Origin of the sequence: Desulfitibacter sp. BRH_c19 (genome assembly GCA_001515945.1) — a bacterium.
In the GTDB taxonomy this organism is placed as follows: domain Bacteria; phylum Bacillota; class DSM-16504; order Desulfitibacterales; family Desulfitibacteraceae; genus Desulfitibacter.
Map to the genome: position 1 here is coordinate 41,200 of LOER01000004.1, position 19,990 is coordinate 61,189.

The following is a 19,990-nucleotide window of genomic DNA, read 5'->3' on the forward strand; positions in this document are numbered from 1 at the left end:
GGGGGTGTTAGACTGCTCTAAACTGGCGGGATAATAATAATCAAGCCTGGAAAAATGAGATTTGGGTCACTTACTTGAGGGTTTGCTTCAATTAATTCATTAAGACTTACTCCAAAACGTTGGGCTATGAAGAAAAGGGTATCACCGGGCTGCGCAATATAGACAGAGCCGCCGGATGGAGGTGGAGGAAGCAGATCATCTGTAGGAATTCTAATAAACTGACCTGGGAATATAAAGTTAGGATCTGCAATTTCAGGGTTAGCAGCAATTAGAGCATTAAGGCTAACTCCAAAAAGTCCGGCAATGACAAATAATGTGTCACCAGGTTGAACAACATAAGTGAAACTTGGTGGTGGTATGGGTGGTGGTGTGGGGCCTGTGGGAATTGTTATTACCTGACCTGGAAAGATAGCGTTAGGGTCTTCAATTTGTGGATTGGCAGCCATCAGGTCATCAACGCTTACTCCAAAACTGAGGCCAATGGAAAATAATGTATCTCCTTGTTGTATAATATAGGTGATGCCGGGAACCGAAGGTGGTGTAGGACCGGGTAGCGGGATACCTATTATTTGACCAGGAAATATCAAGTTAGGGTCAGTAATTTGCGGGTTATCTGCTAGTAAGGCTTCGATACTGACGTTGAAACGTTGTGCAATGACAAACAGGCTATCTCCAGGTTGAACTACATAAATCATATTATTCACTCCTCTCTTTTTAACTCTATAGACCACATTATTCCAATTATGTATCAATGGTTCCTCTGGTTGTCTTTACCAGGGGAATTTCTGCTGAATTTTGATTTTAAAACCTTTATATAAAAGAAGGATTTTAAACAAAAAAAGAGAAGTTAACTCAGAGAAAAAAATGAACCGCCGTTCATTTTTTTAAAAAGCAGTTTCACTTTAGGTTAAAGGAGTAGTGATTAGAATGAAAAAGAAAATAATTATAACAATTTTAACGGTTTTATTGTTGCCCATTCTACTTGCTGGCTGTGGTAATTCACAGTCGAGCGGGCAAAATGGGGAAAATACTATCAAAATAGGTGTCTTCCCAATTGGGGATATGCTTCCCCTTGTGGTTGGAATAGAGGAAGGTTACTTTAAGGAAATAGGTGTAGAAATAGAATTGGTCACCTTCCAAAGTGCTGTAGAAAAGGAAAGCGCCTTTCAGTCAGGCAACCTTGATGGTATAATTACTGATGTAATTGTGGCATATTCATTAGAGGGTGCAGGAGTACCGGTGAAGATTGGATCTCTTTCACTAGGTGTTACACCAGAGGAAGGACCCTTTGGTATAGTAGCAGCCCCTGGGTCAGAAATTAAGAATCTACATGACTTACAAGGAAAAAAAGTTGGCATGTCGTATCATACAATTATAGAATATGTTTTAGACGGACTATTGGAGCAAGAAGGTATAGATGATGAAAACTTTGTTGAAAAGGTTTCAGTTCCCAAAATACCTGTAAGGTTAGAAATGCTAATGAGTGGACAGCTCGATGCAGCTATTTTACCAGAGCCACTATTATCATTTGCCCAAATCCAGGGGGCAACATTAATTGCAGATGATACAGAAGGCAATAATCTGTCCCAAGTTGTACTCTTATTCCAATCAGGATTTGTGGAAGAGAAAAGAGATGTTTTAAAAAGTTTTTATAAGGGATATTCAAAATCAGTAGAGGCAATTAATTCCAATCCAGAAAAATATCATGAGCTTTTTATAACAGAGACTGGGGTTCCTGAAGCAATAAAGGATACTTATTCTGTTCCTGTATTTCCCGAGCCTAAAGTACCTGAGCAAAATGATCTGGACAAGGTGTACGATTGGCTTGTAAAAAAAGAATTGCTGGATACTCCCATCAAATATGAGGATTTGATAAGTAATGGACTTTACTAAAAATAAAAACAACAACAGCTCGTTTGTACACGTGAAGTCATTAAATGTGGTCTATCAACAAAAGGATGAACAAGTAGAAGCTGTAATGGATGTAAACTTAGACATTAATCCCGGAGAATTTTCCGTAATAATTGGGCCTTCAGGATGTGGAAAAAGTACACTATTGTATGTTTTGTCTGGACTATTAAAGCCACAGGAAGGGGAAGTCTATATTGATGGTCAACTCCTTCTGTCAAGAAGAAATGACACAACGTTAATCCTTCAGGATTATGGTTTACTACCATGGAAAACTGTCGAACAGAATGTGGTACTAGGCCTTTTAATTAGGGGTGTATCCAAAAATGATGCACGACAAAGGGTTAATTCCATATTAACTGATTTAGCTATTGATAACCTTGCTAAACGTTTTCCTGCCCAACTTAGTGGTGGTCAAAGACAAAGGGTTGCTATAGCAAGGAGCCTGGCTCTGCAGCCAAGGCTTCTTCTTATGGATGAACCTTTTTCCTCTCTGGATGCGTTGACAAGAGAGAGCCTGCAAGGTTTATTGCTAAGCATATGGGAAAAAGCAAAAATTAGTATTGTACTTGTGACTCATAATATTGAAGAGGCTGTTTTAATGGGGCAAAAGATATTTGTCATGTCCAAAAATCCAGGGACTATCATAAACGTAGTAGATAATCCGCTGGCAGGAGATATTTCTTATAGAGGAAAAAAGGAATTTTATGATGGGTGTGCTTTTTTAAGATCTCTGCTTCAGTAATTTAATAAATGCAGAATACGGGTGAGAAATTTGCAAAAACTTTTACAAAAAAGCATTAATAAAATATTTGCCTGGCAACCTTATTATATAGCAGTAGCAGTACTGCTTATATTATGGTGGCTTGTTTCTGGATTAGTCGATAAGCCAGTATTACCACCTCCAGGAGCAGCATTACTGGAGTTTGTCGCCCAAATTCAAATGGGACTGGCAACACATGCCTGGGTAAGTTTTTATAGGATTGGTGTGAGTTTACTTTTTGCACTACTGGTTGGAATACCCTTAGGTATATTATTTGGAACTCATAAAAAGCTAGATTCCTATATTGCACCTATGATCTACCTAACCTACCCAATACCCAAGATTGTCTTTTTACCAGTACTTTTAATTTTGCTTGGTTATGGTGATAGCTCAAAAATATTTCTAATCTCACTTATTGTATTTTATCAAATACTTGTTACCACCAGAGATGCAGCAAGGGGTATAGATCCAGGTCTTATTATGTCTGTTAAGTCCCTAGGCGCAGGAAACTGGCACTTGTATTTTCATGTATATTTTTTGGGGTGCCTTCCTGAAATATTAACTGCTCTAAGAGTTGCCCTGGGCACTTCCATTGCCGTACTTTTTATAGCAGAAGCCTATGCTACCCAGGAAGGGCTTGGATACTATATAATGGATTCCATGGGTAGGTTTAATTATTCTAGGATGTTTGCAGGAATTATAGGAATGGGAATGTTAGGATTTTTCATGTATATTATGATAGACTTATTTGAGAAGATGTTCTGTAGATGGAAACACCTAGAAAAATAATATTTTGTATGATAATCTTTGAATGGAGTATTAAATATGACTAAAACTAATCTTCGTAACATGGTTTTCTTATTTCTAATAACATTTAGTTTTTTCGTAAGCCTTGACATATTACAGCTTCCACTACCTCTTTATATTGAAGGCTTAGGGGGAAGCCCAAGTACAATTGGTTGGTTGATAGGTATAACTGGAATTGTTACAGTTATAGTTCGACCAATAATGGGTACGTGGAGTGATGTGAACGGCAAAAGGGGAATACTTATTATAGGAATGCTTGCCTCCTTCTTATCTCCAGTATTTTTGCTTATGGGAGATAGTTTTCTGTGGATAGCCCTGGTTAGGATATTTCAGAGTATAGGTATGGCAGGTGTAGTGCTTGCCACACAGGCCCTTATGGCGGAACAAGTTGACCAACAAAACAGGGGGCAGGCGTTAGCTCTCCAAGGAATAGGAGATGCATCTGCCATTATTATAGGACCTCTTATTGGCTTTTGGCTAATGGACTTCTATGGCTTTAATTGGGTTTTTGCTGTGTCCGCCTTAATTGCAGCAGTTGGTCTACTAATAATCTCCTTTGTAAAAGAAGAAAAGACATCTACTAGCTTCTCGAACAAGGATGTTCCAAAAAGCTCTTGGCAAGACCTTGTGCAAGATCCCATTTTATTTGTACCAACTATGATTGGTTTGGGGTTAGCTTTTTCCTTTGGGAGCATTCTAATTTTCATGGCGGTTTTTGCTAATCAGCTTGGAGTAGGCAATATTGGATACTTATTTGCTTTCTTAGGAATCTTCTTGGTGGTAGGTAGGTATATTGTTGGCAGGGTTTCAGACAAGATAGGGCGAGAAATAGTTATACTACCAACTATCCTGGCAACTGCTGCTGGCATGTATATTATTGCTTTTTTTACAGGTGACATGTACTTTTATATTGCCTGTGCTCTAATAGGTTTAGGATTTGGAGGAGGACACACCGGGCTTTTAGCATTTACAATAGATAAATGCTCACCTAGAAACAGAGGATTTACTATTTCTTTTTTTGGAAATGCATTTGACCTTGGCATCTCTTTGGCTGGCTTTATACTGGGCGTGGTAGCAAGCATTATGTCATATAATATGGCATTTTTTGTTGGGGGAACAGTTACACTGCTTTTAGGATGTTTGACATGGATTTACTATTGGTCCTACAAAAGTAAAGTATTACAAACTAAGTAAATTGATAAATAATGGGGTGGTAATCATGGATGAAAATATGATAAGGCAGTTACTTTTATCTGTAAAGTCAGGAGATACTGATATTGAAAAGGCTATTTGTGAGTTTAAGGATTTACCCTTTGAGGATTTGGGTTATGCCAAAATTGACCACCATAGACAGCTAAGAAAAGGGTTTCCAGAGGTGATTTATGGTGAAGGAAAGACTCCTGAACAAATAGTAAACATAATGCTCAAGCTAAAGGGCAAAAGCTGTAGCAACGTACTAGCAACTAGAGTTAAAAAGGAAGTATATGAATTAATTAAGGATCGGCTTCCAGATGCCATATATTATCCACAATCTAATATACTCATAATAGAACAAGGTGAGAAAAAAAATAAGGGGTGTATTGTCATACTAAGTGCGGGTACAGCAGATTTACCAGTTGCGGAAGAAGCTGCCATTACAGCTGAAGCAATGGGGAATAATGTTGTTCGTATCTATGATACAGGAGTTGCAGGAATACATAGACTACTAGCACAACGAGAAAAGCTTAACCACGCAAAAGTCATTATTGTTGTAGCAGGCATGGAAGGGGCGCTAGCAAGTGTTGTTGGTGGCTTAGTAGATAAGCCTATCATAGCTGTGCCTACTAGTGTTGGCTATGGCACAAGCTTCAACGGTATATCAGCTTTACTTACAATGTTAAATAGCTGTGCTAGTGGAGTTAGTGTTGTAAATATTGATAATGGCTTTGGGGCGGCGTATTCAGCATCCTTGATTAATGCCCTTGGTGAAGAATAGGTAAAAGATTAACGAGGAGGAGCTTTATTGAAAAAGATATTATTTTTTGACTGCTCAGCAGGTGCAAGTGGAGATATGACATTAGGTGCGCTTTTAAGTCTAGGAATAAGTGTAGAAGAACTAAATTCTGAGCTCTATAAACTTCCATTAAAGGGTTTTGAAGTTGCAGTGAAAAAGGTAAATAAAAGGGGAATAGAAGCCACAAAAGCTGATGTAGTAATAACGGAAGAGGATTCTCCCCATAGGGGACTTACAACAATAAAAAATATCATAAATGAAAGCTCTCTTAATCAAAAAGTGAAAGATACTGCAGTTAAAATTTTCACTAGACTAGGGGAAGCTGAAGCAAAAATACATGGAACAACAGTAGATAAAATACACTTTCATGAAGTAGGTGCCATTGATGCAATAGTAGATATAGTAGGTACTGCAATTCTATTGGACAAGCTTCAAGTGGATGAAATATATATTTCATCAATACATACAGGTAGTGGTTTTGTTGCCTGTCAACATGGGATGATGCCTATACCTGCACCAGCCACTCTAGAACTTTTAAAAGGAGCATCTATATATTCTACTGAAATTAAAGGTGAACTTATAACTCCTACAGGAGCAGCCATCCTTAGTACATTAGCAAATGGATTTGGTAAAATGCCACTAATGAAGGTAGATAGAATTGGATATGGAGCAGGCACAAAAGACCTGTCAATACCCAATGTCCTTAGGGTATCTCTTGGGTATTTACAAGCGGGAGAGCGGAGTAAAGTAAATAATGTCTTAAATGAAGAGAAACAGTGGGTTCTTGAGTGCAACATAGATGATATGAATCATGAATTTATGGAATTTGTCATGGAAAAACTGTTTCAATCAGGAGCAAAGGATGTTTACATAACACCCATTCAAATGAAGAAGAACCGCCCTGCATTAAAACTGAGTGTATTATATGCAAAGGATATAGAGCCTGCTATTCTTTCGGTTATTTTTAAAGAAACAACTAGTATAGGTGTAAGGATATATCCTGTTGAAAAGATAATGCTTAAACGAGAATCCCAAAAAGTAGAGACTCCATGGGGTGAGGTGAATATAAAGCTAGCTTTTTACCAAGATGAATCAGTAAATATTTCACCAGAGTATGAGGACTGTAAAAAAATAGCCCAAGAAAAAGGAATTCCACTTAAAGTTATTTACCAAAAAGCAATTGTCATATACGAAAATAATAAGGATATATAAAAGACAGGCATCTAGAAGGATGCCTGTCTTTTATATATTATATATTTGAGTGAGGAGGAGGCGTATTAGAATAAATAACACCCATATTTTGTTTCATAATGCGAAATCGAATTTCTTATATGGTAACTTTATTGTAGCATGGGTACTTTGCTTTGCCAACATTTATTTTTCTTAACCATTAGTAAGAAAATTAAAAAGAATATAATTTTTTTTGTTTTTGGGAAGGAATTTTAAAAGATTCAGAGAATATTATTGTTCAACATGATGAATTATAGTTTCGTATTATGCAACAATGGAGGCGTTGTGACTTGTTTGAATTAACTTCCCGTGAAAGAGTATCTAAGGCAATTAAATTGGAAAAGCCTGATGTAGTTCCTGTTGCACCATACATGGGCAACTATGGGGCTAGATTAGCTGGTGTACCAATCTCAAAATATTGTACTGATGGAGAGAAGATGGCTGAAGCGCAATATACAGCCTGGACAATATTAGGACAGGATATGTTGGTTGTCCAAAGTGACAATTATTACATTGCTGAAGGTTTTGGAATTACGATAGATTTAGAATATGATTCTACACCGACATTAAAAAAACCTGTTATAAATGAACTAGAAGATATAAATAAATTGAAAGTACCAAATCCTTTATCTGATGGAAGAATGCCTGTATATTTAAAGGCAATCAGCATCTTAGCAAAAAAAATGCAGGATAAGGTGACCATTCGTGGTACGGGTACTGGCCCATTTTCATTGGCTTCCCATCTAATGGGCACAGAAAGATTTTTGATGGAATTGGCAATGACTAAACATGACCCTGATGGCAAAAGTGCTAAGCTTCTTAGAAAACTAATGCAATTAACAACAGAAGCTTTGACTGAGTTTGCAAAGGCAGAAATTGATGCTGGTGCACATATAGTACAGGCAGGAGATTCTCTAGCATCTATTGATGTTATTTCTCCGAAAATGTATGAAGAATGGGCATTTCCCTACGAAAAACAATTCTTTCAGGAGATAAATCAGTACTCCAAAAAGTACGAGGCTTCTGCCGTATTACATATTTGCGGTAACACTACAAAGGTTTTGGGTCTGATGGCTGATACAGGGGCTCCAATTATAGAAATTGATTATAAGGTGGATTTAAAAGCTGCAAAGGAGGCTGTTGGACATAGGGCGTGTTTATTAGGAAATCTTCACCCTACACAAGTCTTACTGCAGGGAAGTCCAGAGCTTGTCAAGCAAGAGGCCGAAAGATGCATTGAAAACGCAGGAGACAATGGTGGTTTTATACTAGGCTCCGGCTGTGAAGTAGCCGTTGATAGTCCGCTGGATAACCTAAAAGCAATGATTACAACAGCTAGAAACCACAAGTACTAAGTATTTAACCACCAAGTTGGGGACATTCCTGTCCATGGAAGTGCGAAGTGGGATGTTAGATGTGAGAATTCAAGAGCTGCTTCGTAGCAATACTCCCCGTACACCAAGTTGGGGACATTCCTCAGCTGCAGAGTACATTATAAGGAGGAAAAAATATGGAGCTAAAGTCTCAAGAACTTAGGAAAAAAGGGTGGGAAATTGATCCGCTAAGATTAGCTATGGATTGGACTGAGGATGATTTAGATAAGCCACAGATTCTCATAGAATCAACCTTTGGGCATAGTCATCCAGGTAGTTTTCACCTGGATAAGTTGGTTGATTATGCTTCAACAGGTATATTAGAAAGCGGAGGTAAGCCATCTGTTTTTTATGTTACAGATATCTGCGATGGAATAGCTCAAGGCCATGATGGTATGAACTATTCTCTGTTATCAAGGGAATTAATTGCTGGAATGGTGGAAGTTCATGTCAAATCAAATGTTGTTGATGCATGCATTTTCATTTCGTCCTGTGACAAGTCAGTACCTGCCCATCTAATGGCTGCTGCTAGATTAGATAGGTCCATCATCCATATTCCTGGTGGCACTATGACAGCTGGTCCTGACAATTTAACTTTAGAACAGACAGCAACCTATGGTGCTTTAAAGGAACAAAATAAGATATCAGAAAAGGAATACAAGTATTATCAAAAGGAGGCGTGCCCTACATGTGGTGCTTGTCAGTTTATGGGAACTGCTAGTACCATGCAGGTAATGTCTGAAGCATTAGGGCTAGCTTTACCGGGTACAGCTTTAATGCCAGTTGCTTTAAATGCACAAAAGTATGCTGTTAGACAGGCTGCTCGCCAAATTATGAGTCTCCTAGAAGGTAAGATAACTACAAGAATGATACTAACTGAAAAGGCTTTTTATAATGCATTAATGATACATGCCGCAATAGGTGGGTCAACTAATGCATTATTACACATGCCAGCAATAGCAAAGGAAGCAGGCATTTCAATTAAGCCCGAAACATTTAATGAAATCAATCAGAAAATACCATATATAGTTAATGTTCGGCCTTCAGGTCAACATGCTACCGAATACTTTTGGTATGCAGGAGGTGTCCCGGCAGTAATGCTTGCACTACGGGATTATCTTTACTTGGATGTTCTCACCGTGACAGGCAAGACAGTGGGAGAGAATCTGGAAATGATTGAGGAAACAGGCTTTATTGAGAAGAACAATGCTTATTTAAGAAAATATTGTTTAAAACCGGAAGATATTATTAGACCAATAGAAAACCCAATAAATGCAAAGGGATCAGTTGCAATTCTTACTGGAAACCTGGCACCAGAAGGTTCTGTAGTAAAACATATTGCCATTGCAGCAGAAATGAAAAAACATAGGGGACCAGCAAGACCTTTTGACTCTGAAGAGGCAGCCCAAGAGGCTATCAGAACTGGAAGCATCAAACCAGGGGATGTGTTGATTATCAGATATGAAGGTCCCCAGGGTGCAGGTATGCCAGAGATGTTTTATACAACTGAAGCACTAGCTTCGGATGAAAAACTGGTTTCTACTACTGCCTTAATTACCGACGGACGTTTTTCGGGGGCAACTAGGGGTCCGGCTATAGGGCATGTGTCACCAGAAGCTCTTGCTGGTGGACCAATAGCTTTGGTTGAGGAAAACGATATTATAGAAATAGATATTGAAAATAATTCATTAAATATAGTAGGTGTTTCTGGTCAAATTAAGACATTAAAAGAAATTGAAGTTATTCTTAGTGATCGCAAGGCTAAGTGGCAGCCTCCTGATATAAAACACACCGGTATCCTAGATGTCTTTAGGAAATTAGCTGCATCTCCCATGAACGGCGCATATTTCGATACGAATAAATAGGACACGAATGTATTCAGGGAGGAAATTATAATGATTAATAATGTCGACGTGAAAATTGAAGGTGGCTATGATATAGAGCTACCTAAGTTAGTTCCAATACAACAAAAATTTAAAGCACATAAATTAGAAAATATTCCTATGGCCGTTGATCTAGAGTTTTCTAAAGAGGCAGTAAAAAAATCTATAAAACCAGGTAGTAGAATAGCAATAGCTGTGGGAAGTCGTGGAATTGTAAATTTGGAAGAGATAGTTAAGCAAACGGTACTAAACCTGAAAAAACTTGGCGCAAAGCCCATAATTATTCCTGCGATGGGAAGTCATGGGGGTGCTACAGCTGAGGGCCAGATTAAGGTGATTAAAGAGTATGGCATTACTGAAGAAAGGATTGGTGCTCCAATAGTATCCTCAATGGAAACGGTAAAAATAGCTGAAACTGAGCATGGAGTTCCTGTTTATTTTGACAAAAATGCCTATCAAAGTGATGGAATTATTGTAATAAATCGCATAAAGCCCCATACAGACTTTAAGGGATCTTTTGAAAGTGGACTTATGAAAATGTTGGTAATTGGTCTAGGTAAACACAAGGGCGCTTCCTATATTCATAACATGGGATTTAAGCAATTCAACACTATAATACCTGAAGTGGGGAAACAGATTTTAAAAAAGACAAATATATTATTTGGAATGGCAATCTTAGAGAATGCTTGTGATGAAACTGCTAGGCTTGAGGCAGTTCCTGCAGATACTTTGTTTATAAGAGAGCCTGAGTTGTTGAAAGAAGCAAAGTCTTACATGGGTTATTTAATACCTAGAAACTTTGATGTTCTTTTAATTGAACAAATAGGCAAGGACATTAGCGGAGCAGGTATGGATCCAAACATAGTAGGAAGGCCAGGTTCTGGTTTGCCAGGTTTTGATGGACCTTCCTTCCAAAAGCTAGTTGTATTGGACTTGACAGAGAAAACAAAAGGTAATGCATGTGGCATAGGCATGGCTGATATTACTACAAAGAGTCTAGTTGAAAAAATAGATTTTACTTATCTCTATACAAATTCAATAACATCTACAGTTCTAGACCCTGCAAAGTTGCCAATAGCCATGAATACTGAGAAGGAAGCTTTGGTTATTGCACTATGGACCAGTAACATGGTAAAAATACCTGATGCCAAGGTTGTATTCATTAAAAATACATTAGAACTAAGTAAAATCTTAGTCTCTGAGCCACTTTTAAATGACATTAAGGATAAGGATATTGAAGTTCTTGGGAAGGAACAAGCAATTCTCTTTGATGCTAATGGACGATTGCAATTAAGACCTTCACAGCTATAATAATTTATTCTTTAAATTTTTATCTAGTTTTTGAAGGGGGTGGTAGGAATAGATTAAAATGCTATACAAAGTTCTAAGATTTATGAAAGACAGGCATTACAATTTGAAGAGAAATAAGAGGAGGTAGTTTAATTAATGAAATCTTTTAAATTAAGAGGGTTGCTATTACTGGTAGTTATGTTGATTATGGCAGTTGCTTTAGTTGGATGTGGAGGAGCAGCAAACGATAATGAAGGAAATGCTGAACCAAATGAGGAGCCTCAAGCTAAAGAAGTTAAAACTATCAGAATTAGTAATGGTATCAATGATGCACACCCAACGTACTTATCGGGTCTTGAATTTGAAAAATTTGTAGAATCAAAAACAGATGCTTTTGATGTTGAAGTATATCATAGTGGGCAACTAGGTGATGACAGAATAGCTATGGAAGCTTTACAATTAGGAACATTGGAAATGGTTATTACATCAACTTCACCGTTAGCAAACTTTATACCAGAATATATGATTTTTGACTTTCCATTTATCTTTGCTGATGGTCAGGTTGCAGACTTTGTTTTAGACGGTCCATTTGGTGACACCATGTTAGATATGCTTCCAGCCCAAGGTTTAATTGGTTTGGGATTCCAGGAAAATGGGTTCCGTAACTTGACGAACAGCAGACACGCAGTAGCTGGTGTAGAAGACCTTGATGGTTTAAAAATCAGAACTATGGAAAACAAAGTTCACTTAGATGCATGGAGAGCCTTAGGTGCAAACCCAACTCCAATGGCATTTACTGAATTATTCACAGCTATGCAGCAGGGAACTGTTGATGGTCAGGAAAATCCACTAATCACTATTGAACTTTCAAAGTTCTATGAAGTACAAGATCACGTTTCACTTACTAACCATGTCTATACACCATTTGTAATGCTAATTAGTAAGATTTTCTGGGATGATTTAAGTGCTGAAGAGCAGCAAATTCTTCAAGAAGCGGCAGATCATGCCAATGCTTGGCAAAGAGACGAAATTAGAAGACAAGAGCAAAATAGCGTAGAGGTTCTAAAAGAAAATGGTATGACTGTAACTACTTTGTCTGATGAAGCTAGAGCTGAGTTTCAAGCTGCTGTACTTCCAACTATAGAAAAATATAGTGAAGAAGTTGGAGAAGAGTTAGTTGCACAAATGTTTGAACAGATTGAATTAGCTGGTCAGCAGTAAGCAATTTTATGGATAATTTAAGAGGGGTCTTACTAAGACCCCTCTTTTTAAAAAAATGTGATTAGTTATTTATGAATTGAGGTGATTTTATGAACGTACTTAAATTACTAGATAAGTATTTAGAGGAAGCATCATGTGTCGTGATTTTTGCAACAATGACTACGTTGACTTTTTTTCAAGTACTATCGCGGTTTCTATTGAATTACTCCCTATCTTGGAGTGAGGAATTGGCAAGATTTTGTTTCGTATGGCTGGTTTACCTGGCGGCTAGCATGGCAATCAAGCATAGGAGACATATTCGGGTACAGATAGCAGAGATATTTCTACCTGTAAAAGCAGCAGCTTGGTTAGGGCTGGTATCAGATTGTATATGGCTATTTTTAACATCTGTTATGACTGTGCAGGGTAAAAACGTTGCAATGATGATTCTAGGTCACGGGCAGACATCTCCAGCAGTAGGGCTAACCATGGGATATGTTTATGCGGCCATTCCTATTGGATTTGCATTAATGTCAGTCCGGTTAGTGCAGCAAGTAATTATTCGTGCAAAAGAGATTAAAGGTGGAGAGTTTGAAGAAAGACAAATTGTTATAGATTAAAGGGGGTAAGAGAGTGTCTGCACCAGTAGTTTTAGCGTTAACCTTCGTTATATGTTTAATTATGGGAGTTCCCATTGCATTTACCATTGGGGTTTCAACTATGGCAGCATTGTGGGTTGGGGGAATACCCTTTGCTTTTTTAGCACAAAACCTTTTTTCTGCTACAGATTCATTTGCAATTATGGCGGTTCCATTTTTTATTTTGGCAGGCGCTTTAATGGAAACGGGAGGCTTGTCTAGGCGATTAATTGATGTGGCAAATGCTGTTGTTGGAAGATTTACGGGTGGCCTTGGTATGGTAACAATATTAGCATGTGCTTTTTTTGCAGCCATTTCTGGATCTAGTCCTGCCACAGTTGCTGCAATTGGAACTATGATGATACCGGCTATGGTTAAAAGGGGTTATCATAAAACATTTGCTTCAAGTGTTGCGGCATCAGGTGGTGGTTTAGGAATTCTGATTCCTCCATCTATTCCTATGATTATTTATGGTGTAGTTGGAAATGTTTCAATAGGACAGATGTTTTTAGCTGGATTTCTTCCTGGACTATTTATTTCCAGTATTTTATTAGGAACTGTATATTTCATCGCTAAAAAGAAGGGTTATAAAGGTTCGGGAGAGCCTTTTATAATGAAAAATTTCATGAAAGTTGCAAGAGAGGGTTTTTGGGCACTATTAGCACCTGTCATTATCCTCGGTGGTATTTATAGTGGTATTTTTACCCCTACTGAATCAGCGGTAGTAGCAGTTGTATACGGTCTTATTATAGGTATTTTTGTCTACAAAGAGCTTAAATGGAAGGATCTTCCTAGAGTATTTGTTAACTCAGCAATGGTTACAGGAAGCGTTATGATTATTGTAGGAATGGCGGCAGCTTTTAGCAAATTAATTACCATGTACCAGATTCCTAATATGTTAGGCCAAATGCTTCTAGGGGTTTCAGAACACAAATTGGTTGTTTTGGCTTTGATAAATTTAGTTATTTTGTTTGCCGGAATGTGGATGGAAACCTTGTCTTTGATAATTATCTTTACTCCTCTATTCTTACCAATTGTATTGAATTTGGGTGTAGATCCTATTCACTTCGGAATTATGTTAGTTATTGCCGCGGAGATTGGTCTAATGACGCCTCCAGTTGGTGTGAATTTATTCGTTGCTTCCGGAATATCAGGAGTTCCCTTGGAAAAATTGTCAAAGGGTATTTTGCCTTTTATTATTGTGATGATTATAGGGTTGTTTGTAATTACCTATATTCCACAGATATCATTATTCCTTCCTCAACTTTTTAGATAGTAGATAATAGGAGGTTTATACATGTACGGTTTAGTTAAGTATGGAAATGATGCAGATCAAGTGAAGCTTATGGAAGTTCCAATTCCAACTAGTCCATCAGCCGGATTTGTAAAGATAAAAATAATGGCTGCTGGAATATGTGGAACAGATATTCACTTATATCATGGAATGGTTGAACCAATAAAAGCCGTTCCTCCTGTTGTTTTAGGTCATGAGTTCTCAGGTGAAATAGTTGAAGTCGGCGAAGGAGTTAATAGAGTTAAGGTAGGGCAAAGGGTCACAAGTGAAACTCAGAGTTATATCTGTAACAAATGCATTTATTGTAAAGATGGATTTTATAATTTATGTGCTGACAGAAAAAACATAGGAGTAAAATTAGATGGAGCTTTTACGAATTATATTGTTGTACCTGAGAAAAACGTACATGTCTTACCAGATAATATTTCTTATGAAGAAGGTGCTTTAATTGAGCCCCTTGCATGTGTTGTTCATGGAATTATTGAAAACACCGGAATATCTGCAGGAGATTTTGTTGTAATTTCAGGTCCAGGCCCGATTGGTTTATTAGCACTTCAGGTTGCTAAAGCTGAAGGAGCTTTTGTTATTGTCTTAGGAACAACTTCAAGTGCACAACGTCTTGTGCTGGCAAAGAAGCTTGGTGCAGACGTAGTATTAGATATTTATAAAGATGATTACAAGGAAAAGATTTCTAAAGTTACCCATGGCTATGGTGCCGATGTGGTATTAGAATGTGCAGGAAAAGGCCAATCTGCGAATCAGTGCTTAGAAGTAGTAGCTAAGAGGGGTAAATATTGTCAACTAGGCCTTTTTTGGAGTGCAGTTTCAATCAACTTTGACCTGATAGCTTTTAAGGAACTCAAAGTAACTGGAGAAATCGCTCATAAGCCATCTGCATGGGAAAGAAGTATCAGACTCATCAGAAATAATCAGGTTGATCTAAAACCTCTTGTAACACATTCACTACCGCTTATTAAGTGGGAAGAAGGGTTTAGGCTGTTCCAGTCAAGAGAGGCATGTAAGGTTATGCTAATTCCTTAGAAATATTAAAGGGGAAGGTTAGCTTTGGCAAAAAAGATTTATTGAAAGGAGTATGCTAATGGATACTACATTTGTTCCACCTAAATATTTTAGAGGAAGAAATGTTATAGCAAAAATGGGAGAGGTATGTAAACCCATTGGGAATAAAGTGGTAATAATCGCTGGCAAGAAATCACTTGAGGCTGTAAAGGATAATTTAATTAAGTCTCTTGAGAAATCAGGTATTGAGATCATAGATACGTTTTGGTATGGAGGAGAGTGCTCCTGGGATAACATTAATAAACTAGTTGAAAAGGTGTCTGCAACTGATGCTGACTTAGTAGTAGGCATTGGGGGAGGAAAATCTATTGATACTGGTAAAGCAACTGCTTATAAAGCAGGACTGCCTATGGTAACAGTTCCCACCATTGCAGCAACATGTGCTCCTTTTACACCTTTGTCAATAATCCATACACCAGAAGGTTTTTATTTAGAAAATTGTCTAGAATCAGCTATTCCGCAGGCGATTTTCGCTGATACAGATATTATTTCTGCTGGTCCTGATAGGCTGCTGTTTGCTGGAATGGGAGATACACTAGCAAAATGGTATGAACTACGAGCAACTACAAGTAGAATACCAAAAACTAGTTGGACAATCGCAGCAGTTGCTCTTGCAAAGGCTTGTTATGATGTAATAGTTGAGTTTGGTCCTGATGCCAAGATATCAGTTGAGAAAAATGAACCATCAAATTCTCTAGAGCAAGCAGTTGATGCTATTATCTGGCATGCAGGAATGTCTAGTGTATTAGGTGGCGATAAGTGCAGGGGAGCTGCAGCCCATGCGATATACTTTGGTTTTACTAATATTGATGAAGCCCATAAAAAATACCATGGTGAGCTTGTAGGGTATGGTAACTTGTGCTTATTAGAATTAGAAGGAAGACCAGAACAAGAAATAATGGATGCCATTAAATTAGCAAAATCAATTGGTGTTCCAATTACATTAGATGAAATTTGCCAGTTAACAGATAAGGATATTCAGTTGGTAGCTAAGGTTGGTGTCGCATCAAATGAAATGGGTTATATGCCTGTGAAGGTAGATGTGGCACAAGCTAGCAAAGCTATCTATGCAATAAATGAAAAAGCAAAACATCTAGGTCAATAATGGGGGGTGTCCACAATGATGCCAGAAAAAATAACAGTTCTACAAAGAATTATTTCAAATGGTGTGATTGCAGTAGTAAGAGCAGAAAATAGCCAAAAAGCGTTATTAATTGCAGATGCTGTGAAAAAAGGCGGCATAAATACCATTGAAATAACCATGACAGTTCCTGGTGCAATTGATGTAATTAAAGAATTGACCAATCACTATTCTAAGGATGAACTACTGATTGGAGCAGGTACTGTTTTAGATGGGGAAACAGCTAGATTGACGATACTTGCAGGAGCCCAGTTTATAGTTAGTCCATGTCTAAACTTAAACGTGATACGTACAGCTAACAGATACCAAAAAGTTGTAATGCCAGGAGCTATGACTGTAAGAGATGTGGTTGAAGGTTTAGAAGCTGGGGCAGATGTAATTAAAATTTTTCCTGGAGAGATATTAGGGCCTGGGATTATTAAGGCAATAAGAGGACCAATACCATATGCCCCTTTGATTCCTACTGGGGGAGTATCAATTGATAATGTAGATAAATGGATAAGTGCAGGAGCTTTAGCCGTAGGAGTTGGAGGCGCTTTAACAAAGAGTGCTGAAATAGGGGATTATGAAACCATTACTGCCTTGGCAAAAGAGTTTGTCAAGAAAGTTCAAAAGGCGAGAGCTTAGCTTAAGGAGGAGAAAGATGAAAAGGGTAGTCACATTTGGAGAAATAATGCTTCGTTTAGCTCCACCTAACTTTCAAAGGTTTATACAGACCGATTCCTACCAAGCAATCTATGGTGGTGGAGAAGCGAATGTAGCAGTAAGCTTATCAAATTATGGACTAGATTCTTATTTTGTAACAAAGGTACCCGATAACGACTTGGGCCAGAGTGCCATAAACCAATTAAGGCGTTATGGTGTTAATACTAGTTATATTAAACTTGCTAAAGAGAGATTAGGTATCTACTTCCTGGAATATGGTGCTTCCCAGAGAGCATCCAAGGTTATTTATGACAGAGACAATACAGCTATTAGTAACATCAAACCTGGTGATATTATTTGGCAAGAGGTATTAAAGGATGTTGATTTATTCCACTTTACAGGAATCACACCGGCTCTAGGCGAGGGTGCTGCTGCAGCAACTCTAGAGGCTTTGAAAACAGCAAAAAAGATGGGTGTTACAGTTTCTGTTGATTTAAACTACCGTAAGAAGCTATGGACTCCTGAAAAAGCAGGAGAAGTTATGGGAGAATTATTGCAGTATGTTGATATTGTAATTGGCAATGAGGAAGATGCAGAAAAGGTATTTGGAATTAAGGCAGCAGGAAGTGAAATATCTGCCGGTCATTTGAGTGATGATGGCTACAAGCATGTAGCGAGTGAATTAGCAAAAAGATTTAATCTGAAACATGTAGCCATAACTTTAAGGGAAAGCTATTCAGCCTCTGATAATGGCTGGAGAGCCATGCTTTATAATGGTGAAGATTATTTCTTTTCTAAAAAATACGATGTCCATATAGTAGATAGAGTGGGTGGCGGAGATGCGTTTGCAGGTGGACTTTTATATTCATTGTTAGAAGAATACTCCCCACAGTATGCAATCGAGTTTGCTACAGCCGCTTCATGTCTGAAGCATACAATTCATGGAGATTTTAATCATGTTTCTTTGGAAGAGGTTAAAACATTAGTCAATGGAGATGGATCCGGAAGGGTGCAACGCTAATCTAGAGACCAAGAGCAAATGGGGGATTATACTATGGAATGGAGAAGTAAAGAATTTAGAAACAGCTCAGCTGGTGCACTTACAAGAGCACTATATAAAGGAATGGGCTATTCAGATAATGATCTGCGAAAGCCAATTATAGCAGTTGTAAATTCTTGGAATACAGTTTGTCCTGGACAATTTAACTTAAATCAAGTAGCTGCTGCGGTAAAAGAGGGTATTCAAGAAGCGGGTGGTATGCCTGTTGAATTTGGAACTATAGGTCCTTGTGACGGAATAGCTCAGGGGCATAAGGGTATGAAATATATTTTACCGTGTAGAGATGTAATTGCAAATAGTGTAGAATTAATGATTGAAGCACACCAAATTGATGGCATGGTTCTTTTAGGTTCATGTGACAAAATAGTTCCGGGTATGTTAATGGTGGCTGCAAGACTAAATCTACCAACCATTGTTGTTACCGGTGGGCCAATGGAAACAGGTAGATATAAAGGCGAAAATGTGGATGTAAATACTATAGAAGTAGCAACAGGGGCATTCAAGGCTGGTAAAATTAGTGATCAAGAATTCAAAGAAATTGAAAATAGTGTCTGTCCTGGTCCAGGTTCCTGTCAAATGATTGGTACAGCAAATACTATGTGTTGTTTAACAGAAGCATTAGGATTATCTCTTCCTGGTAGTGCAGCAATACCTGCAGTATCTGCTAAACGCATGGTAATAGCAAGGGAATCAGGCAGACAAATAATAGATTTAGTAAACAAAGCTATTACAGCAGGAAAAATTATTACGCCAGAATCCATTGAGAATGCAATAAGAGTAGGGCTTGCCATTGGTGGTTCAACAAATCTTGTACTTCATATACTGGCACTAGCCCATGAAGCCGAGATTGAACTTGCGATAGAGGAATTTGACAGACTCAGTATGGTTACTCCATATATTGCATCCTTGGTTACTGCCAGTAAATACGACATGGTTGATTTTTATAGGGTGGGTGGAATACCCACGGTAATTAAGGAGCTATTGCCTATCTTAAACGGAGATTGCTTGACAGTTACTGGTGACTCAGTAAAAGACAATTTAGATAAACTTACTCCTCCAGATGCTGATGGGGAAGTTATAAAAGGACTAAAAGATCCATTTAAACCTACTGGTGGATTAGCAGTATTAAAGGGCAATCTGGCTCCTGAAACGGCTATAGCAAAACCTGCAGCTATTCCAGAAGACAGACTGGTATGCTCAGGACCAGCAAAGGTTTTTGACGCAGAAGAGGAATTAATTGCTGCTATATATGATAATGCAATTCAAGAGGGAGATATGATAGTGGTTCGCTATGAAGGACCAAAGGGCGGTCCAGGGATGAGAGAAATGTATACACCATTAAAATTACTAGATGGATACGGGCTAGCTGAAAGCGTATATTTAATTACTGATGGTAGATTTAGTGGATCTAACAAAGGCGGATTTATTGGACATATTTGTCCAGAAGCAGCAGATGGAGGTCCCATAGCTTTAGTGAAAAATGGAGATACCATATCAGTAAATATTAATGAGCGGAAATTGAACTTAGAGATTTCTTCAGTAGAATTTGAAACTCGCAAAAAACAATGGCATCCAAAAGAACCTAAGATTAAAAAAGGATATATGGCTTTATACGCAAAAATGGTTAAAGCAGCAAACAAGGGTGCGATTTTGGAATTAGAAGACTAAACCAAAGTGGTGATAAA

At 38.0% G+C, this 19,990-nt stretch carries 18 protein-coding genes; 17 read left to right on the forward strand and 1 reads right to left on the reverse strand.

Translation table 11 applies throughout. The features are described from left to right. Window positions 1-17: 17 nt before the first annotated feature. A complete protein-coding gene (locus tag APF76_08845) occupies window positions 18-446 on the reverse strand; it encodes a hypothetical protein (GenBank protein ID KUO53442.1) in 429 nt (142 codons plus the stop codon). Between the two features lie 481 nt (window positions 447-927). Here APF76_08845 and APF76_08850 point away from each other — a divergent pair, with 481 nt between their 5' ends. The 17 genes from APF76_08850 (at window position 928) to APF76_08930 (ending at window position 19,973) form a co-directional block, all read left to right on the forward strand. Next, window positions 928-1,893 carry a hypothetical protein gene (locus APF76_08850; protein KUO53341.1) on the forward strand — a complete coding sequence of 322 codons (966 nt, stop codon included), beginning with the start codon at window positions 928-930 and terminating at the stop codon, window positions 1,891-1,893. Next, entirely contained in the window at window positions 1,880-2,653 is a 774-nt protein-coding gene (locus tag APF76_08855) for an ABC transporter ATP-binding protein (protein ID KUO53342.1), read from the forward strand. Before APF76_08850 ends, APF76_08855 begins: the two co-directional genes overlap by 14 nt. A 54-nt stretch (window positions 2,654-2,707) precedes the next feature. Beyond that, window positions 2,708-3,460 carry an ABC transporter permease gene (locus APF76_08860; GenBank protein ID KUO53443.1) on the forward strand — a complete coding sequence of 251 codons (753 nt, stop codon included), beginning with the start codon at window positions 2,708-2,710 and terminating at the stop codon, window positions 3,458-3,460. Between the two features lie 36 nt (window positions 3,461-3,496). Further along, window positions 3,497-4,672 carry a hypothetical protein gene (locus APF76_08865; GenBank protein KUO53343.1) on the forward strand — a complete coding sequence of 392 codons (1,176 nt, stop codon included), beginning with the start codon at window positions 3,497-3,499 and terminating at the stop codon, window positions 4,670-4,672. Between the two features lie 25 nt (window positions 4,673-4,697). Next, window positions 4,698-5,453, forward strand: a complete 756-nt coding sequence (locus APF76_08870; protein KUO53344.1) for a 1-(5-phosphoribosyl)-5-amino-4-imidazole-carboxylate carboxylase — start codon at window positions 4,698-4,700, stop codon at window positions 5,451-5,453. Window positions 5,454-5,528: 75 nt separating this feature from the next. After that, window positions 5,529-6,683 carry a hypothetical protein gene (locus APF76_08875; GenBank protein ID KUO53444.1) on the forward strand — a complete coding sequence of 385 codons (1,155 nt, stop codon included), beginning with the start codon at window positions 5,529-5,531 and terminating at the stop codon, window positions 6,681-6,683. Between the two features lie 308 nt (window positions 6,684-6,991). Next, complete coding sequence (locus APF76_08880; GenBank protein KUO53345.1) at window positions 6,992-8,056, forward strand: hypothetical protein; 1,065 nt, start codon at window positions 6,992-6,994, stop codon at window positions 8,054-8,056. A gap of 155 nt (window positions 8,057-8,211) precedes the next feature. Continuing rightward, on the forward strand, window positions 8,212-9,939 hold the full coding sequence (locus APF76_08885; protein KUO53346.1) for a dihydroxy-acid dehydratase: 1,728 nt from the start codon (window positions 8,212-8,214) through the stop codon (window positions 9,937-9,939). Window positions 9,940-9,969: 30 nt separating this feature from the next. Then, the gene (locus tag APF76_08890; protein KUO53347.1) at window positions 9,970-11,268 is read left to right on the forward strand and encodes a hypothetical protein; all 1,299 of its coding nucleotides are present in this window, start codon (window positions 9,970-9,972) and stop codon (window positions 11,266-11,268) included. A gap of 135 nt (window positions 11,269-11,403) precedes the next feature. Next, on the forward strand, window positions 11,404-12,468 hold the full coding sequence (locus tag APF76_08895; protein KUO53348.1) for an ABC transporter substrate-binding protein: 1,065 nt from the start codon (window positions 11,404-11,406) through the stop codon (window positions 12,466-12,468). 89 nt (window positions 12,469-12,557) lie between these two features. After that, window positions 12,558-13,067 (forward strand): hypothetical protein, encoded by a 510-nt coding sequence (locus APF76_08900; GenBank protein KUO53349.1) that lies wholly within the window; start codon window positions 12,558-12,560, stop codon window positions 13,065-13,067. Window positions 13,068-13,128: 61 nt separating this feature from the next. Then, window positions 13,129-14,361: a C4-dicarboxylate ABC transporter permease gene (locus tag APF76_08905; GenBank protein KUO53445.1), complete on the forward strand. Its 1,233-nt coding sequence runs from the start codon at window positions 13,129-13,131 to the stop codon at window positions 14,359-14,361. A 21-nt stretch (window positions 14,362-14,382) separates the two neighbouring features. Then, window positions 14,383-15,420, forward strand: coding sequence for a hypothetical protein (locus tag APF76_08910; protein KUO53350.1), 1,038 nt, complete (start codon window positions 14,383-14,385; stop codon window positions 15,418-15,420). Window positions 15,421-15,478: 58 nt separating this feature from the next. After that, window positions 15,479-16,564 carry a hypothetical protein gene (locus APF76_08915; protein ID KUO53351.1) on the forward strand — a complete coding sequence of 362 codons (1,086 nt, stop codon included), beginning with the start codon at window positions 15,479-15,481 and terminating at the stop codon, window positions 16,562-16,564. Between the two features lie 15 nt (window positions 16,565-16,579). Continuing rightward, window positions 16,580-17,227: a ketohydroxyglutarate aldolase gene (locus APF76_08920; GenBank protein KUO53352.1), complete on the forward strand. Its 648-nt coding sequence runs from the start codon at window positions 16,580-16,582 to the stop codon at window positions 17,225-17,227. 16 nt (window positions 17,228-17,243) lie between these two features. Then, window positions 17,244-18,266, forward strand: a complete 1,023-nt coding sequence (locus tag APF76_08925; protein KUO53353.1) for a 2-dehydro-3-deoxygluconokinase — start codon at window positions 17,244-17,246, stop codon at window positions 18,264-18,266. A gap of 33 nt (window positions 18,267-18,299) precedes the next feature. Then, entirely contained in the window at window positions 18,300-19,973 is a 1,674-nt protein-coding gene (locus APF76_08930; GenBank protein KUO53354.1) for a dihydroxy-acid dehydratase, read from the forward strand. Window positions 19,974-19,990 lie beyond the last annotated feature (17 nt).

Bases quoted from the DNA above. Each gene is read 5' to 3' on its own strand.
- APF76_08915 (KUO53351.1), top strand. From the start codon at position 15,479: ATGGATACTACATTTGTTCCACCTAAATATTTTAGAGGAAGAAATGTT.
- APF76_08850 (KUO53341.1), top strand. From the start codon at position 928: ATGAAAAAGAAAATAATTATAACAATTTTAACGGTTTTATTGTTGCCC.
- APF76_08920 (KUO53352.1), top strand. From the start codon at position 16,580: ATGATGCCAGAAAAAATAACAGTTCTACAAAGAATTATTTCAAATGGT.
- APF76_08890 (KUO53347.1), top strand. From the start codon at position 9,970: ATGATTAATAATGTCGACGTGAAAATTGAAGGTGGCTATGATATAGAG.
- APF76_08905 (KUO53445.1), top strand. From the start codon at position 13,129: ATGGGAGTTCCCATTGCATTTACCATTGGGGTTTCAACTATGGCAGCA.
- APF76_08855 (KUO53342.1), top strand. From the start codon at position 1,880: ATGGACTTTACTAAAAATAAAAACAACAACAGCTCGTTTGTACACGTG.
- APF76_08885 (KUO53346.1), top strand. From the start codon at position 8,212: ATGGAGCTAAAGTCTCAAGAACTTAGGAAAAAAGGGTGGGAAATTGAT.
- APF76_08865 (KUO53343.1), top strand. From the start codon at position 3,497: ATGACTAAAACTAATCTTCGTAACATGGTTTTCTTATTTCTAATAACA.
- APF76_08895 (KUO53348.1), top strand. From the start codon at position 11,404: ATGAAATCTTTTAAATTAAGAGGGTTGCTATTACTGGTAGTTATGTTG.
- APF76_08925 (KUO53353.1), top strand. From the start codon at position 17,244: ATGAAAAGGGTAGTCACATTTGGAGAAATAATGCTTCGTTTAGCTCCA.
- APF76_08875 (KUO53444.1), top strand. From the start codon at position 5,529: ATGACATTAGGTGCGCTTTTAAGTCTAGGAATAAGTGTAGAAGAACTA.
- APF76_08845 (KUO53442.1), bottom strand. From the start codon at position 446: ATGGCTGCCAATCCACAAATTGAAGACCCTAACGCTATCTTTCCAGGT.
- APF76_08870 (KUO53344.1), top strand. From the start codon at position 4,698: ATGGATGAAAATATGATAAGGCAGTTACTTTTATCTGTAAAGTCAGGA.
- APF76_08900 (KUO53349.1), top strand. From the start codon at position 12,558: ATGAACGTACTTAAATTACTAGATAAGTATTTAGAGGAAGCATCATGT.
- APF76_08930 (KUO53354.1), top strand. From the start codon at position 18,300: ATGGAATGGAGAAGTAAAGAATTTAGAAACAGCTCAGCTGGTGCACTT.
- APF76_08910 (KUO53350.1), top strand. From the start codon at position 14,383: ATGTACGGTTTAGTTAAGTATGGAAATGATGCAGATCAAGTGAAGCTT.